16 protein-coding genes and 1 tRNA gene are annotated in these 16788 nt (G+C 60.2%); 8 read left to right on the forward strand and 9 right to left on the reverse strand.

Annotated elements, in window-relative coordinates; all coding sequences use genetic code 11:
- The gene (locus GKKCFE_RS15150; protein WP_024698770.1) at positions 1-357 is read left to right on the forward strand and encodes a type II toxin-antitoxin system RelE/ParE family toxin; all 357 of its coding nucleotides are present in this window, start codon (positions 1-3) and stop codon (positions 355-357) included.
- 206 nt (positions 358-563) lie between these two features.
- On the opposite strand, the gene GKKCFE_RS15155 is transcribed toward GKKCFE_RS15150, so the two are convergent.
- From GKKCFE_RS15155 to GKKCFE_RS15180, 6 genes are all read right to left on the reverse strand, one after another.
- Positions 564-863, reverse strand: a complete 300-nt coding sequence (locus GKKCFE_RS15155) for an Arm DNA-binding domain-containing protein (RefSeq protein WP_445576771.1) — start codon at positions 861-863, stop codon at positions 564-566.
- Positions 864-1089: 226 nt separating this feature from the next.
- Positions 1090-1165 (reverse strand) — tRNA-Gly (locus tag GKKCFE_RS15160).
- Positions 1166-1228: 63 nt separating this feature from the next.
- Entirely contained in the window at positions 1229-1789 is a 561-nt protein-coding gene (gene pgsA, locus GKKCFE_RS15165) for a CDP-diacylglycerol--glycerol-3-phosphate 3-phosphatidyltransferase (protein ID WP_047227859.1), read from the reverse strand.
- A 32-nt stretch (positions 1790-1821) separates the two neighbouring features.
- On the reverse strand, positions 1822-3645 hold the full coding sequence (gene uvrC / locus GKKCFE_RS15170; protein WP_047227858.1) for an excinuclease ABC subunit UvrC: 1824 nt from the start codon (positions 3643-3645) through the stop codon (positions 1822-1824).
- A gap of 2 nt (positions 3646-3647) precedes the next feature.
- The gene (gacA, locus tag GKKCFE_RS15175) at positions 3648-4289 is read right to left on the reverse strand and encodes a response regulator transcription factor GacA (protein WP_024781217.1); all 642 of its coding nucleotides are present in this window, start codon (positions 4287-4289) and stop codon (positions 3648-3650) included.
- A gap of 127 nt (positions 4290-4416) precedes the next feature.
- Complete coding sequence (locus tag GKKCFE_RS15180; RefSeq protein WP_047227856.1) at positions 4417-4851, reverse strand: GNAT family N-acetyltransferase; 435 nt, start codon at positions 4849-4851, stop codon at positions 4417-4419.
- Between the two features lie 692 nt (positions 4852-5543).
- On the opposite strand from GKKCFE_RS15180, the gene GKKCFE_RS15185 reads away from it, so the two are divergent.
- Complete coding sequence (locus tag GKKCFE_RS15185; RefSeq protein WP_445576772.1) at positions 5544-6611, forward strand: 3-deoxy-7-phosphoheptulonate synthase; 1068 nt, start codon at positions 5544-5546, stop codon at positions 6609-6611.
- Positions 6612-6642: 31 nt separating this feature from the next.
- Here the strand turns inward: GKKCFE_RS15185 and GKKCFE_RS15190 are convergent, their stop codons facing one another.
- The gene (locus tag GKKCFE_RS15190; RefSeq protein WP_445576773.1) at positions 6643-7743 is read right to left on the reverse strand and encodes a hypothetical protein; all 1101 of its coding nucleotides are present in this window, start codon (positions 7741-7743) and stop codon (positions 6643-6645) included.
- A 287-nt stretch (positions 7744-8030) separates the two neighbouring features.
- Between GKKCFE_RS15190 and GKKCFE_RS15195 the strand changes: the two genes are divergently transcribed.
- The 6 genes from GKKCFE_RS15195 (at position 8031) to GKKCFE_RS15220 (ending at position 14968) form a co-directional block, all read left to right on the forward strand.
- A complete protein-coding gene (locus tag GKKCFE_RS15195; RefSeq protein WP_047227853.1) occupies positions 8031-8909 on the forward strand; it encodes an esterase/lipase family protein in 879 nt (292 codons plus the stop codon).
- Between the two features lie 96 nt (positions 8910-9005).
- Positions 9006-9287, forward strand: coding sequence for a peptidylprolyl isomerase (locus GKKCFE_RS15200; protein WP_007898306.1), 282 nt, complete (start codon positions 9006-9008; stop codon positions 9285-9287).
- A gap of 130 nt (positions 9288-9417) precedes the next feature.
- A complete protein-coding gene (locus GKKCFE_RS15205) occupies positions 9418-11286 on the forward strand; it encodes an extracellular solute-binding protein (protein ID WP_445576774.1) in 1869 nt (622 codons plus the stop codon).
- A complete protein-coding gene (locus GKKCFE_RS15210) occupies positions 11286-12344 on the forward strand; it encodes a microcin C ABC transporter permease YejB (protein WP_188251063.1) in 1059 nt (352 codons plus the stop codon). Before GKKCFE_RS15205 ends, GKKCFE_RS15210 begins: the two co-directional genes overlap by 1 nt.
- Entirely contained in the window at positions 12344-13366 is a 1023-nt protein-coding gene (locus GKKCFE_RS15215; protein WP_047227850.1) for an ABC transporter permease, read from the forward strand. Before GKKCFE_RS15210 ends, GKKCFE_RS15215 begins: the two co-directional genes overlap by 1 nt.
- A 27-nt stretch (positions 13367-13393) precedes the next feature.
- On the forward strand, positions 13394-14968 hold the full coding sequence (locus tag GKKCFE_RS15220; protein WP_288915348.1) for an ABC transporter ATP-binding protein: 1575 nt from the start codon (positions 13394-13396) through the stop codon (positions 14966-14968).
- A gap of 11 nt (positions 14969-14979) precedes the next feature.
- Here the strand turns inward: GKKCFE_RS15220 and GKKCFE_RS15225 are convergent, their stop codons facing one another.
- On the reverse strand, positions 14980-16314 hold the full coding sequence (locus GKKCFE_RS15225; RefSeq protein ID WP_339492017.1) for a methyl-accepting chemotaxis protein: 1335 nt from the start codon (positions 16312-16314) through the stop codon (positions 14980-14982).
- A gap of 167 nt (positions 16315-16481) precedes the next feature.
- A complete protein-coding gene (locus GKKCFE_RS15230) occupies positions 16482-16697 on the reverse strand; it encodes a TIGR02450 family Trp-rich protein (RefSeq protein ID WP_160894197.1) in 216 nt (71 codons plus the stop codon).
- Between the last annotated feature and the right edge of the window lie 91 nt (positions 16698-16788).

Below are 16788 nucleotides of genomic sequence, written 5' to 3' on the forward strand. Positions count from 1 at the left end.
ATGCCGCCGTATCGGATTTCCAACGCGGCGCGCGCCGACATTGTCGACATCCTCAGGCTCTCCCAGACGCAGTTCGGCGATCAAGCACGCCAGCGCTACCTGGCGCTGATCCTCTCCGCATTACAAGCTATCGCCGACACGCCCTATCGCATTGGCAGCCACGACCGCGATGAGCTTGCACCGGGTCTACGCAGCTATCACCTCATCTACTCACGCCAGCAGGCTAAACACCCCCATGGAACGGTCAAAAGCCCGCGGCATGTCGTGTTCTATCGCGTGGCAAACGACGACGTGATCGAGGTCGTCCGACTCCTTCATGACGCAATGGAAGTGCAACTGCACCTGCCCAACGACTGATCACCGACCTAGCCCAAAGGCTTAACTGGCCATGAACAGCGAAGGTCTGGCGCCCCCTCTACATCTCAATCTGAGCGCCCTCGCTGTCAGCCGACTCGGCGGCCAATTGAAGCGGGAGGTTCTGGGCCCGGCCGGACTATCGAGACCCACGACCAGAACACGATGTTCAATTTTGCGTACCACTTTCAATGCTGAACAACCGCTTCTTAGGCGTTTTCCGTGGCCTGGCGCCTGGCGTTACGCTCCAACTGCCGATGGACACGCGGATCGATGCCCTTGGCGACCAGGGCCCTTGCAATATCACGTAGAGCACGAGCATCTCGTAAGCTAATTTCAGGATAGGTACCAAGAGAAATACGGGGTTGCTTATCCGCCCAGGAAAAGCGGAAGTGCCAGCACTTGGCGCCTTTCATATTAACGAAAAGGGCGAGGCCGTTGTAGTCAGGGAGGGTGTAGTCCTTGGCACGGGGTTTGGCGTGCCGGACTGCCGTATTGGTGAGAGCCATCGTACAATCTCCGTCTCGTTTGAATAGAGGAGATTTGTACGGCTTCCAGAGAGGCGAGTCCCACGAAAAAATGATCTACCAAGCACCGGATTAATGTACTAAAAAATGTACTAAAAAAACGTGACTGATAGTGCTTTCGAGTGGAACTTACTGGAACGAAAAAAGAGGCCGAAGCCTCTTTTTTTCAGTCTCTACAGATTTCAATAGAAGCCTGTAGAACAATAATTGGAGCGGGAAACGAGACTCGAACTCGCGACCCCGACCTTGGCAAGGTCGTGCTCTACCAACTGAGCTATTCCCGCGTCTTGGTGTGGCGCATTCTATAGATTCAGATTACGCCGTCAACCCTTTGATTCAAAAAACTTTTATTTCGGGTCTACGTCAGTGCGCAGATGCGGCCAGGCGGCGCGCAGGTACTGAACCATCGACCACAATGTCAGGCCTGCGGAGATCAGCAGCAGTGCATAGCCCAACAGCACCCAGAAATTGAAGTTGGCCGGGTTGCCCAGCAGGATCACCAGCGCCAGCATTTGCGCGGCGGTTTTCCATTTGCCCAGGTTCGATACCGCCACTTGGGCACGGGCGCCCAGTTCGGCCATCCATTCGCGCAGTGCCGATACGACGATCTCGCGGCCGATGATCACCGCCGCCGGCAGGGTCAGCCAGAGGTTGCCGTGCTCCTGCACCAGCAGAACCAAGGCGACCGCGACCATCAGCTTGTCGGCCACAGGGTCCAGGAAGGCGCCGAAAGGCGTGCTCTGCTCCAGGCGTCGGGCCAGGTAGCCGTCCAGCCAGTCGGTGGCGGCGGCGAAGGCAAAGACCGAGGCGGAGGCCACATAGCTCCAGTGGTACGGCAAATAGAACAGCAAAATGAAGATCGGGATGAGCAGGACGCGGAGTACGGTAATCAGATTTGGGATATTCATCGGCACAACTGGCTGCGAGGTTGACGGGCATTCTACTCGCTATGCAGGCTTGCATAAATCGACTCAGCGAGCTTTTTACTGATACCGGGAGCTTTGGCTATCTCTTCGATGCTGGCACGAGACAGCTCCTGCAATCCACCAAAATGTTTCAATAGATCGCGACGTCGCGTCGGCCCGACCCCTGCCACACCTTCCAGCGTCGATGTGCGGCGGGTCTTGCCCCGGCGGGCACGGTGTCCGGTAATGGCGAAACGGTGTGCTTCGTCACGGATCTGCTGGATCAGGTGCAGCGCCGGCGAATCCCCTTTCAGGGTGAACTCATGGGCCGCATCGTTCAGGTACAGGGTCTCGAAGCCAGCCTTGCGGGTGGCGCCCTTGGCCACGCCCAACAGGATCAGGTCGGGGACCATCAGCTCGTTCAATACGTCGCGAGCCATGGACAGCTGGCCTTTGCCGCCGTCCACCAGCAGGATGTCCGGCAGCTTGCCCTCCCCGTCCTTGAGCTTGCCGAACCGGCGCATCAGCGCCTGATGCATCGCCGCATAATCATCGCCCGGGGTAACGCCTTCGATGTTGTAGCGCCGGTAATCGGACTTGATCGGGCCCTCCGGACCAAACACCACACAAGATGCCACGGTCGCTTCGCCACTGGAGTGGCTGATGTCGTAGCACTCCAGCCGCTGCGGCGGCTCGTCCAGGTTAAGGACGTCGGCCAAGGCGTCGAACCGTGCCGCCACATGCTGGCGGTTGGCCAAGCGTGCGCCAAGGGCCTGTTCGGCGTTGGTCACGGCCAGTTGCTGCCAGCGCGCCCGGGTGCCACGCACGCGATGGCTGATGGTCAGTTCACGACCACGAAGCTTGTCAATGGCCTCGACCAGGGCTGGGAAGTCTTCGTGGACCACATTGACGATCAACTCGGCAGGCAGGTCGCGTTCCGGGCTGCTGATGTAGTACTGGCCCAAAAACGCCGCCATGACTTCGGCCACGTCTTCCTCGATACCCACCTGGGGAAAGAAGTTCTTGCTGCCCAGCACCCGACCGCCGCGCACGCTGATCAGGTGAACGCAGGCGCCACCCGGGTTGATGAACGCGGCGATCACGTCAACGTCGCCGCTGCCACCTTCCATGCTCTGCTGATCCTGCACGCGGCGCAGCAGCCCGATCTGGTCACGCAGCTCGGCAGCCCGCTCAAACTCAAGATTGACCGCCGCGTCCTCCATCGCCGCCGACAGTTCGTCGGTCAACGCATTGCTGCGACCTTCAAGAAACATCACCGAGTGGCGCACGTCTTCGGCGTAGACCTGGGGTTCGACGAACCCGACGCAAGGCGCCTTGCAGCGTTTGATCTGATATTGCAGGCATGGTCGGGTACGGTTCTTGTAATAGCTGTCTTCGCATTGGCGAACGAAGAAGGTCTTCTGCAGCAGACTCAGGCTTTCACGGATCGCCCCGGCGCTGGGGTAAGGGCCGAAATACCGGCCTTTGGCCTTCTTGGCCCCGCGGTGGATGCTCAGACGCGGAAATGCCCCGTCGGACAGAAACACGTACGGGTAGGACTTATCATCACGCAGCAGAATATTGTACGGCGGCCGCCATTCCTTGATCAGCGTCTGCTCGAGCAGCAAGGCCTCGGTTTCATTGGCGGTGATGGTGGTTTCGACTTGCGCGATGCGCCCCACCAGGGCGGCGGTCTTTGGCGCGAGGCCGGTTTTACGAAAGTAGCTGGCCAGACGCTTCTTGAGGTTCTTGGCCTTACCGACGTAAAGCAGACGCGCATCGCTGTCGAACATGCGATAGACGCCTGGGCGACCGCTGCATGTGGACAGGAAAGCACTTGGATCAAACAGTTCAGTCATTATCAGGCGCTGGCATCGACCATGCCGTGGCGCACCGCCAGCAGCGTCAACTCGACATCGCTGCTGATCGACAGCTTCTCGAAGATTCGGTAACGGTAGGTGTTGACGGTTTTAGGCGACAAGCACAGCTTATCGGAGATGATCTGCACCTTTTGGCAACCGACAATCATCAGGGCAATCTGGATTTCCCGTTCCGACAGCGCATCGAAGGGCGATTCATTGGTCGGCTGGAACGACTTGATTGCCAGCTGCTGGGCAATTTGCGGGCTGATGTAACGCTGACCGGCAAATACCAGGCGAATGGCCTGGACCATCTCGTTCAAGCCGGCGCCCTTGGTGAGGTAACCCGCAGCACCCGCCTGCAACAACCGGGTCGGGAACGGATCTTCTTCACACACGGTCACCGCGACCACCTTGATGTCCGGGTGGCTGCGCAGCAGTTTACGCGTGGCTTCAAGACCGCCGATGCCTGGCATCTTGACGTCCATCAGTACCACGTCGGGTTTCAGTTCACGCGCCTTGATAAGGGACTCTTCCCCGGATTCAGCCTGACCAACCACCTGCAGACCGTCGATATCAGCCAGCATTCGTGTAATGCCCGTACGGACGAGATCATGGTCGTCGACCACTAACACCCTAATCAAGCAGACACCTCACGATTTGGTCTTATTTGGGTTGCCCAACACCTTAGCAAAAACCATCCGGCAGACCTAGCGCAAAGGGACATATAAAAGTTACAGCGCGTCTTTCACAGGCACGCAATCCGAGGCCTCAAGCCCTGGCGGCCCGCTCCATCCTCAGGAAACATTCATCCTCGCCGACCACCTGCAGCCCCATGCGCTCGTAGAGCACCCTGGCCGGATTGTTCTTGAAAACCGTCAAGCGTAACGCCGGGCGACGCTCCTGCATCACCATGTCCCAAACCTGACCGATCGCCCAGGTGCCGGCGCCCTGCCCCCGAAACGCCTCGGCAATCTGTAGCTCCCGGATATACAACGCCCGGGCATCACGACTCAGGCTGACAAAACCCAACGCTTGCCCCTCGCGGCAGATGATCCAGTTCTGACGAATGATCCAGGCCAGATCGAATGCTTCGTCCTGCCATAACAAATCATGGTGCAAGTAATAGGGAAGCATGTTGATGCACGTCAGTTGCCGGGCAAAGGCGATGTCCTCGGCCGTTGCCGCACGCCACTGGAAACTCATGTGTACCTCTTCAAAGCGTGGTCACCCATACGACTGGGCCCGATAACCGTCGGGCACCGCAACTCGCTCAGGCCGAAAGCCAGATCGAGAGAAGGTGCAAACCCAAAGTTTGTCATAAAGCCCGCCGGACTCAAGCCAGGATGAACAATCACATGCCCACGATAGAATTTTCTGATTGAACCGGCCCGCCCTGCTCTAGTAAGCTCAGGGCCATTCATCGGAGACAGACCATGTTCAACGCCCTCGCATCGCTTCAAACCGCCAGCGCCCCGCGCTCGGTTGCGGCTGCCTGGGCGAACAGTGTTCAGACTCCGGTCAGCTTTTATTTTGGGTATTGGTTTAGCCACTGGCGCGCCTGATACCCAACCGGCGCCCAATTTAAACGGGTCGCCTTCCAGAGTTTTCTAACCCCCGGTCGGCCTCCCGACCGGGGGTTTTGTTTTTTCAGCCCCACACATTTTTGCGACACCAGACAAACTTGAGGATTGAGCCATGAACTACGCCACTTATTACCGTTACGACAGTTTTTCCGCCTGGCGATTTACCAGCCACCGCTCGGGACAGCCTGCCGCCTCCGATCGGTCACCTACCGGTGGCAAGCCTCAGTTGCGGGCCAATACGGCCAATTGTCGAACACCCCAATAGGGCCGGCGCGCGGGAATGAACCCGCTGCCCGCCCAGGAAACCAGATCATGAATTCGTCCGTCTCTGCTTTGCCGCTGTCCACGCTAAACCCCGCCAATGAAGCCCTGACCCTGCGTCTGCCCAGCTCATTGCAACTCAAGCAACAATTGCCCCTCAGCTCGGCGCTGAGCCAACAGGTCAATGCCCATCGCCAGGCAATCCGCGCGATCCTCGACGGCGAGGACGCCCGCCTGCTGGTCATTGTCGGCCCCTGCTCCATCCACGACCCGAAATCGGCCCTCGAATACGCTGCCAACCTGGCGCGCGTGGCCCATGAAGTCAGCGACAGCATGCTGCTGGTGATGCGCGCCTACGTGGAAAAACCCCGCACGACGGTAGGCTGGAAAGGCCTCGCTTACGACCCTGGCCTGGATGGCAGCGATGACATGGCCGGCGGCCTGACGCTGTCCCGGGAACTGATGCGCGAAATGCTCCAGTTGGGCCTGCCGGTGGCCACCGAACTGCTGCAACCCATGGCCGCCAACTACTTCGATGACCTGCTCAGTTGGGTCGCCATCGGCGCGCGTACCACCGAATCGCAGATCCACCGGGAAATGGCCAGCGGCCTGGGCATGCCGGTCGGTTTCAAGAACGGCACGGACGGCGGTGTTGGCATCGCCTGCGATGCCATGCGCTCGGCAGCCCATCCTCATCGGCATTTCGGCGTCGACAGCCAGGGGCATCCGGCGATCATCCAGACCCAGGGCAACCCCGACACTCATCTGGTGCTGCGCGGCGGCCATCGCGGGCCGAACTATGACCGCCAGAGCGTCACACAGATACACAATGACCTGACCCGCCTGAAAATACCGGCCCGGATCATGGTGGATTGCAGCCACGCCAACAGCGGCAAAGATCCGTTGCGCCAGCCTCAGGTGTTCAACGATGTCCTGGAACAGCGCCTGCAAGGAAACCACTCCCTCATCGGCATGATGCTGGAAAGCCACCTGTTCGAAGGTTGCCAGTCGTTGAGCCCGTCGCTGCGTTACGGCGTATCGGTGACCGATGGCTGCCTGGGTTGGGCGTCCACCGAGCAACTGCTGCGTCAGGCCCATCGCCAACTGGTGTCAGCCTGAATCCTGAAAGCGCCCTCCCCAGCGAGGGCGCTCAGCTTTTTGTCTCGGAGCGAACCTGGACGGTGACCCACTCCGAATGCTGGCTCACATCGTCCAGGCGCTCGACCTGATAAAACAAGTGCACCGACCTGCCGCGCTGGTCCTGCCAGAACGCCGCAGGCACTACAAAGGTCAGCGCTTGACCTGCCGTCGCCGCGGTGATTTCGCGCTCGGCGACATGCGCGTAACTGCCGTTGCACTGCAGCCAGACCAGCTCGCCAGCCTCAAGCCCGGCAACCTCGATGACGACACTCACCCCTTCCTGTAACCCGTCGACATCCAGCCCGCCCGCGTTCAATCCCGCAATCCGCGGCGCCTTCAGAGCAGGACGTCGCAAAGGCCCCAGGTGCAACGACAGGGGCTCGGCGCGACGCACCGAATGTCCGCGCCGGACGACATAGGTCAGGCTCAGGCTTTGACCCTCATGAGGGGCAATCAGCGAATGATCGATCCAGAACGCTACCTCGCGGCCGACGGCATGAGCCTCGATATCCAGCACATCGCGCCAAACGGCCCTGGAATCGTTGCTGGCAATCAGGATCAACCGGTCGCCGACGGCCATTCTGGAATAGGGTTTGATGGTCACGCACGTTCCTTCGGGCACCCGCGCCGGGTCCAGGCTGCCGCCCACGGCATCGTTGGCAAAGGCGGCCGGCAGTTGCAAGGAAACATCGCCGATATCCAGTTGCAAAGGCTGGGAGACCAGCGTGGCCGGCAGCCGTTTGCTCGTCACTTGGTAGCTGATCTCCAGCGAGCCGCCGTCCAGCTCGGTGATATGCGGCTCGCGCACAACAAAAACGACATCTCGCCCCACATGCCGCTCAGTGATGAACCTTCGCACTTCATGCCGATAGGGTTCGGCGTCTGAATTGAGTCCGTGCCAGAACAGCAGCACCTCATCTCCGCACGTCATCATTGGATATGGCTTGACGGTGATGACGACCTTGCGCCAAGCGGGGTTGATCACCCCTGCCGTGGCCGCTGCCAGAAACGGGGCCGGCAATTTCGTCAGGGGTGCGAGCCGGGCTCGCGGGGCAGATGGGTAAATGGTCATACATAGGCTCCAGTCCTTGGATAAAGGCACCGCGTTCATATCGCGGCACCCGATGAAGCCATTAAACCTCGACCGTCCCAAACCCACAGTCAGACAAGACGACCACGGGAGTGGCCTGGTGCCGGTGAAGTTGTAGCCGCAAGCGCCAAGGGCAATCGGAAGTATCCCGATACGCTCAGATCCGTCCGGCTCCAGTCCGACCCTTCCCACTTCTTCTATTCCGTTTTCAGCAGAGCACTGCGGTTTCTTCCTACACCGTCCAGCACAAGCCTGCATTAGAGTGACGTCGCGAATTCAACAGGAACCTCTTCGAAAAAGGTACGAACATGCAACGGAATGCAACCACTCAATTTCCCATCCTGCTGGTCCATGGGTTGTTCGGGTTTGACAGGGTCGGCGGCTTCGAACTCTTCCACGGGATCAAACAGGCATTACGCGCCGCCGGTGCCCGGGTGTTCATCCCCTATTTGTCAGCGACACATTCCAATGAAGCCCGTGGTGAACAACTGCTGGCACAGATCGATCGGATCCTGAGCGGCACCGGCGCCACCAGGGTCAACCTGATCGGTCACAGCCAGGGCGCGCTGGCCGCCCGATACGCCGGCGCTGTTGCCCCCGACAGGGTGGCCTCGGTGACCTCGGTCAGCGGCCCCAATCATGGCTCCGAACTGATTGATTTCCTCTACAAAGCCCTGACCCCGGGGCGCCTGCCAGAGCATGTGGCGGATAAAGTCGCCACGCTTTTTGCAGACTTCATCTCGCTGCTGGGCGGCCAGGCTCAACTGCCACACGCAGCCATCGCAGCACTGGCGGCGCTGACCACCGAAGGCGTAGGCGCGTTCAATGACAAATACCCCCAAGGCCTGCCCAAACACTGGGGCGGCAACGGAGCACAAAGGGTCAACGGGGTGCGCTACTACTCATGGAGCGGCACGTTGCCGGACTCCGAGAACGGAGCATGCAATGCGATGGACCCACTGCAGGGTTTCTGCCGGGCCTTTTCCGAGTATTTCATCACCGAAGCTGGGCAGAACGACGGCCTGGTGGGACGCTTCAGCTCGCACCTGGGCAAGGTCATTCGCTCTGACTATCCACTGGACCACATGGACGCCATCAACCAGACAGCCGGTTGCAGCCGCAAGGGTACAGACCCGGTGGAGCTTTACGTGCGCCACGCCGAACGCCTGCGCAAAGCCGGCCTTTGATCGACAGACTCAAGGTTTTGACGCATTTTTGACAACAACCGGTCAGTGATTCCGGTAGGCTCAACACCTTTAAAGCTATTGAAAGGAATTTTACCCATGGCCAAAGCCACTGCCCGCCACATCCTGGTTTCCAGCGAAGAGAAGTGCAACGAACTCAAGGCTCAGATCGAAGCCGGCGCCGATTTCGCTGAAGTTGCCAAAGCCAACTCCTCGTGCCCGTCCAGCCGTCAGGGCGGCGACCTGGGTTCGTTCGGTCCAGGCCAGATGGTCAAGGAATTCGACACCGTGGTATTCAGCGCCCCGATCAATGTGGTGCAGGGTCCGGTCAAGACCCAGTTCGGCTATCACCTGCTGGAAGTGACCAGCCGCCAGGACTGATCCCGGCTTATCGACATAACGGCCCGCCCTTCGGTGGGCCGTTGTGTTTGTGTCAGGCCAAGGGGCTAGCGATCAAGGCGTAGCTCGCGTACAAATCGTGGTCATCTATCACCCGGCTTTAAGGCTGACAATGCGACTGGCGTTCCCTTCACTGCTGTTCACTGCCGTGGTCCTGCTGACAGGTGCCGCCGGTGTGGATGCCACACCGCAACATGCCCTGACGGTGTATGGCGAACCGGCCAAGTACCCCCAGGGCTTCAGCCACTTCGCCTATACCAATCCCCAGGCCCCCAAAGGCGGCACCATGCGCCGCTCGGCCATCGAGATCGGCCATTTCGACCACGTCCTGCCCTACATCGACAAAGGCATCGGCGTCAGCCAGATCGATGGAATGCTGTATTCGCCGCTCGCTCAGCGCTCGCTGGACGAGCCCTACACCGTCTATGGCCTGGTGGCGCAGAAGATGGAACGCGCCGACGATGGCCTGTCCTTGCGCTTCTACCTCAATCCCAAGGCCCGGTTTGCCGATGGCAAGCCCATCACCGCCGAGGACGTACGCTACACCTTCGAGCTGTTGATGACCCAGGGCAGCCTGCGGTATCGCACCCAGTTCGCCGCCGTCAAAGGCGTCGAAGTGGAATCCGAGCGCACCGTTCGCTTCGACTTCAAGAACAACGAAAACCGTACCCTGCCTCTGGACATCGCCACACTGCCGGTCTTTCCCGAGCACTGGTGGAAAACCCGCGACTTTGCCAGTGGAGGTGGCTACGAAGCCCCGCTGGGCAGTGGCCCCTATCGGGTGGGCCGGATCGACTCGGGACGCAGCATCACCTTCGAGCGCAACCCCGGCTGGTGGGGCAAGGACCTGCCGGTCAGTCGCGGGCTCTACAATTTCGACCATTTCAGCATCGAGTATTTCGGCGATACCGATGTGGCGCGGCAGGTCTTGCGTGGCGGCGCTTATGACTACAATCGCGAGTTCTCCGCCACCGGTTATTCCATCGGCTATGACAGCCCGGCCCTGCATGACGGTCGCCTGCAAAAGGCCCACCTGGCCACCGAGGCTCCCCAAACGGCCCAAGGCTTCGTGTTCAACCTGCAAAAACCGCAGTTCCAGGATCGGCGTGTCCGCCAAGCCCTGGCCATGCTCTGGGATTTCGAGTGGAGCAACCGCCAGATGATGCGCAACCTCTATGTGCGCCAGCAGAGTTTTTTCTCCAACACCGACCTGGCCGCCCGGCAACTGCCCGATGCCGATGAACTGGCGATTCTCGAGCCGTTGCGCGGCAAAGTCCCAGAGGAAGTCTTCAGCCAGGTCTTCCACGCACCGAAAACCGACGGCAGCGGCGTGATCCGTGACAAACAACTGCAAGCCCTGGCGCTGCTGCAACAGGCCGGCTGGAAACCCGACGGCGACCGCCTGGTCAATGCCGAGGGGGAAGCGCTGAGCTTCACGTTCCTGATCAGCCAGAACGGCCTCGACCGGCTGTTGCTGCCCTACAAGCGCACCCTGGCACAGATCGGCATCGACATGAGCATCCGGCGCATCGACGCCTCCCAATACGTCAATCGCCTGATGAGTCGCGACTACGACATGATCATCACCGGCTATCCCGTCAGCACTTCGCCGGGCATGGAGCTCTACAACTATTTCGGCTCGGCGGCGGCCAACGATCCGGGCGCCAACAATTACATGGCCTTGCAGAATCCGGCCGTCGATGCCCTGATCGACGGGCTGGTCAAAGCCACCACCCAGCGCGACATGCTCCGCCATGCCCACGCCCTCGACCGGGTGCTGCAATGGAATTACTACTGGATCCCCAACTACTACCCGCCGGGCAGTTCGACCGTCTGGTGGAACCGCTTTGGCAGACCCAAAGTGCAGGCCAGCAATGACGAAGCCATCGAGAGCTGGTGGGAAATGAGCACCACACCGCTGACCAACGAGCAGATGGCCGCCGAACGCCTCAAACGCGGCTCCCCTGGAGGGCGGCATTGATGTGGGCCTATATCGCGCGGCGCTTGCTGCTGATCATTCCGACGCTGGTCATCATCCTGTTGGTGAACTTCGTCATCGTGCAGGCCGCTCCCGGCGGGCCGGTGGAACAGGCCATCGCCCAACTGCAAGGCATCGGCGGCGCCAGCGTCGGCAGTTCGGGCACTGCCATGACCGGCAGTTCGCGAGCCAGTCGCGGCCTCGATCCACAGCTGATCAAGGACATCGAAAAACAATACGGCTTCGACAAACCGGCCCACGAGCGTTTGTGGCTGATGCTCAGCAGCTACGCCCGAATGGACTTTGGCAAGAGCTTCTTTCGCGGCGCCACGGTGACCGACCTGATCCTGGAGAAGATGCCGGTGACCATTTCCCTCGGGCTCTGGGCCACGCTGATCACCTACCTGGTGTCGATTCCCCTGGGCATCCGCAAGGCGGTGCGCCATGGCTCGGCCTTCGATGTGTGGAGCAGCACGGCGATCATCATCGGCTACGCCATGCCGGCATTTCTGTTCGCCATGTTCCTGATCGTGATGTTTGCCGGCGGCACGTCATTGAACTGGTTTCCGGTGCGCGGGCTGGTGTCGGACAACTTCGAGTCGCTGTCGACACTGGGCAAGATCACCGATTATTTCTGGCATCTGGTCCTGCCGGTCACTTCGCTGGTGATCGGCGGTTTCGCCACCTTGACGATCCTGACCAAGAACTCGTTCCTCAACGAAATCACCCGCCAGTACGTGGTCACCGCGCGAGCCAAGGGCATGAGCGAACGACGCGTGCTGTATGGCCATGTGTTCCGCAATGCGATGCTGCTGGTGGTGTCGGGGATTCCCCAAGCGTTCATCAGCGTGTTTTTCGCCGGTTCCTTGCTGATCGAGGTGATCTTCTCCCTCGATGGCCTGGGACGCATGAGCTATGAAGCCGCGGTGTCCCGGGACTATCCGGTGGTGTTCGGTTCGCTGTTCATCTTCACGCTGTTCGGCTTGCTGATCAAACTCATCGGCGACCTGTGCTACACCCTGGTGGACCCGCGTATCGACTTCGCCGCGAGGAACGCCTGATGTTCAAGTTGTCACCCTTGGGCCGCCGGCGTTTTGAGCGTTTCAAGAAGAATCGCCGGGGTTGGTGGTCGCTGTGGCTGTTCATCGGCCTGTTCATGCTGACCCTGGGCGGCGAATTGATCGCCAACGACAAGCCGCTGCTGGTGAGTTACCAGGGGTCGCTGTATTTCCCGGTGTTCAAGCGCTACACCGAACAGGAGTTTGGCGGGCAACTGCCGTTCCAGGCCGATTACCGCAGCAGCTACGTGCAGGATCTGATCCATAAGGATGGCGGCTGGCTGTTGTTCCCGCCGATCCCGTTCAGCGACGACACCCCCAACTACGACCTGAACCAGCCGACCCCAAGCCCGCCCTCGTCGGTAAACTGGCTGGGCACCGATGACCAGGCCCGGGACGTGCTGGCCCGGGTGATCTTCGGGGCACGGGTGTCGATTCTGTTCGCCTTGGCCCTGACGGCCATCAGCGCGCTGATCGGCATCAGCGCCGGTGCCTTGCAGGGGTATTACGGCGGCTGGGTGGACCTGCTGGGGCAACGCCTGCTGGAAGTCTGGTCCGGGCTGCCGGTGCTCTATCTGCTGATCATTCTGTCCGGCTTCGTCGAGCCGAATTTCTGGTGGCTGCTGGGAATCATGGCGCTGTTTTCCTGGCTGGCCCTGGTGGATGTGGTGCGCGCCGAGTTCCTGCGCGGGCGCAACCTTGAATACGTCAAGGCCGCCAGAGCCCTGGGCCTGTCCGACCGCAAGGTGATCGTGCGGCATATCCTGCCCAACGCGATGAACGCCACCCTGAGTTATCTGCCGTTCATCCTCACCGGGGCGATTTCCACCCTCACCGCCCTGGACTTCCTCGGCTTCGGCATGCCGGCGGGCAGCGCGTCGCTGGGCGAGTTGATCGGCCAGGGCAAACAGAACCTGCAAGCGCCGTGGCTGGGCCTGACGGCGTTCTTCACGCTGGCGCTGATTCTTTCTCTGCTGGTGTTCATTGGCGAGGCGTTGCGCGATGCATTCGACCCCCGATCCTGATCCACGGCCATGAAGCGGAACCCTGAGATGAGCGACAACCTGATCGAAATCCGCGACTTGAGCGTGGCCTTCAACGACCAAACCGTGGTGCGCAACCTGTGCCTGGATATCCGCCCCGGCGAATGCCTGGCCCTGGTGGGCGAGTCAGGCTCCGGCAAGTCGGTAACGGCCCATTCGATCCTGCAACTGCTGCCGCAAACCGGCAGCCGTACCACCGGCAGCATTCGCTATCGCGGCCAGGAACTGGTGGGCGCCGAGGCCAGGGTCCTGCGCGAACTGCGCGGGGACCGGATCGCGATGATCTTCCAGGAACCCATGACCTCGCTGAACCCGCTGCACAGCGTCGAAAAGCAGATTGGCGAAACCCTCATGCTGCACAAGGGCCTGGGCGGCAAGGCCGCGCGCCAGCGCATTCTGGAGTTGCTGGCCCTGGTGGGCATCCAGAAACCCACCGAACGCCTCAAGGCCTACCCGCATCAACTCTCCGGCGGCCAACGACAGCGGGTGATGATTGCCATGGCCCTTGCCTGCGAACCGGAATTGTTGATTGCCGATGAACCGACCACCGCGCTCGACGTAACGGTGCAGCGCAAGATTCTGCTGCTGCTCAAGTCCCTGCAGCAACGACTCGGCATGTCACTGCTGCTGATCAGCCACGACCTGAACCTGGTGCGCAGCATCGCGCAACGGGTGTGCGTGATGAAGGCCGGGGAAATCGTCGAACAGGCGCCGTGCGAAACGCTCTTCAGCGCGCCGAAACATCCCTACAGCTGCGAGTTGCTGCACGCCGAACCGGAAGGCGAAGCCCTGCCCCGTGACGAACGCGAAGACGTCTTGCAGGTGCAGGATCTGCGCGTCAGCTTTGCCCTGGGCGGCGGGCTGTTCCGGCGCAAGGAATACCTGCGCGCCGTGGACGGCATCAGCCTGACGATCCAACGCGGCAAGACCCTGGGCATCGTCGGTGAATCCGGTTCCGGCAAATCCACCCTCGGCCAGGCGATCCTGCGACTGATCGAATCCGAAGGCAGCATCCGCTTCCAGGGACAAGCCCTCGATCACCTGTCGCAGAAAGACCTGCGACCGTGGCGCAAGCAGATGCAGGTGGTGTTCCAGGACCCGTTCGGCAGCCTCAGCCCTCGCATGTCGGTGCAGCAGATCATCAGTGAAGGCCTTGAGGTCCACAGCTCGTCCAGTTCCGAGCAGTGTGAAGCGCAGGTGATCCAGGCGCTGCAGGAAGTCGGCCTCGACCCGCAGAGCCGCCACCGCTACCCCCACGAATTCTCCGGTGGCCAGCGCCAACGCATCGCCATCGCCCGGGCGCTGGTGCTCAAGCCGGCCCTGATTCTGCTGGACGAACCGACCTCAGCCCTGGACCGCACCGTGCAAAAGCAAGTGGTCGCCCTGCTCCGCCAGCTCCAGGAAAAGCATGGCCTGACTTACCTGTTCATCAGCCATGACCTGGCGGTGGTCCGCGCCCTGGCCCACGACATGATCGTGATCAAGGACGGTAAAGTGGTGGAGCACGGCGCCAGCCATGAAGTGTTCGACTCGCCCCAGCATCCCTACACCAAGGAGCTGTTGGCGGCGGCGCAGCCGCAGTAATCCGGGCTCGCTCAGGCACCACGTCGTTGATCCAGCGCTTGAGCGAATTCACCCATCACCTCCACCACCTGCTGCGCGCCTCGATGAATATCCAGAATGACAGTGCCGGCCTGGTTAGCCAGTTTCACCCCCTGCTCTGCCTTGAGCGTGCTCGATTGCATGCTGCTCACCGCTTGCCTGGCCAATTCACGGTTCTTGGCGACGACCTGAGTAATGGCCACGGTTGACTGACTTGTACGTCGCGCCAGATTGCGCACCTCATCGGCCACCACCGCGAAACCGCGTCCCTGCTCCCCGGCGCGAGCCGCTTCAATGGCGGCATTGAGGGCAAGCAGATTGGTCTGTTCGGCAATGCCCCGGATGGCATCGACGATGCTGCCGATTTCTTCGGACTGCGCGCTCAGGGCACCTATCCCGGCTGACACCTGCTGAAGCTCATCGGCGATGCTTTGCACCACCGTAACGGTTTGCTGAACCACACACGTGCCGAGCCGGGTTTGCTCATCGGTCTGCCGGGACGTCTCGAAAGCAAGTCCGGCGGCTTTTGATTCACTTTGGCGTTGCTCGACTTCGCGAGTGCTGTCAGTGGCGAACTTGACCACGCCATACAAGCGCCCCCGTGCATCGTAGAGAGGGTTGTAGGTAGCCTGCAGCCAGACAGTCGCGCCTCGATTGTCGACGCGCTCGAAAAGGCCGGTCCTGTATTCACCGCGATTGAGCCCGGCCCAGAAGCCACGATAAGCCTCACTCTGGACCTCGCTGGGTTTGCAGAAAATCCGGTGATGCTGGCCCCGAATTTCTTGCAGGCGGTACCCCATGACGTTCATGAAATTCTCGTTGGCATTCACGACCTGACCGCTCAGATCAAATTCGATAACCGCCATGGAACGGTCGATCGCTTGCATGAAACTGGTTTCGGCCTGGGCGCGCAACACCCGCTCGTTGATATCGCGAACAATCAGGATGATGCGCTGCACCTTTGCATGGTGATCCAGCACAGGGACGTAGCTTGCGTGCACCCACAGCCAGCTTCCATCACGCCGCAAATGCAGAAACTGGCTGTCGGCTGAAGAACCCTGCCCCAACTGCCGCCATAACGCCGAGCATTCGGCACTGCGTGAATAGGCAGGCTCACAAAACATCGAATGATGCTGACCGAGGGTTTCGCTGAGTGAATACCCCATCATTTTCAAAAAAGCCGGGCTGACGTCGAGCACCTCGCCCGTCGGGGTGAACTCGATGATCGCCATGCATTGCTGCAAGGCCGTCCGTTCGGCTTCGAGAATAGCCTGCCTGGCCTGGATTTCGTGCAAGGCGTCCTGATGCTTGCGAGTACGAATGAACATGGGTGGCGCTCCCGGAGGCGTGAATGCGTGGCTGTAGCCACACGAAGGCAGAGATGCCATCGCTAGATAGCTGCATTAAGCCACTATCGCGGGAAAACTTGTACAACTTTATTATTATGTATAACTATCAGAAGTCATACGGATCTCTATGGCACAGCCCAAGCCATTCAGCACCAGCCCATTTTCCAATGCTTGCTGTCGCGCAACTCGCGCCAGTCGAGCAACGTCACACGAGCGCTGTATACAGCCTCAAGCTCAATCTGAATGGGTGTCCCCTCCTCATCACAGAGCAGCTTGGTGACGAGAAAATGCTTTTCCCGATCAGTCGGCGCACAGGCCGTCCATTTGGAGAGCTGCAGCTTTCGAGGGTTGAATTTATTCATGAGCGCTCTCAGAAAAAATGTACATATTAGTAAAAACTGTACAAGTTTATCAGACTGCCCACCACTGAGCAGATCCACTAAGGCTTAGGGT

It is taken from the genome of Pseudomonas sp. E141 (assembly GCF_052659885.1).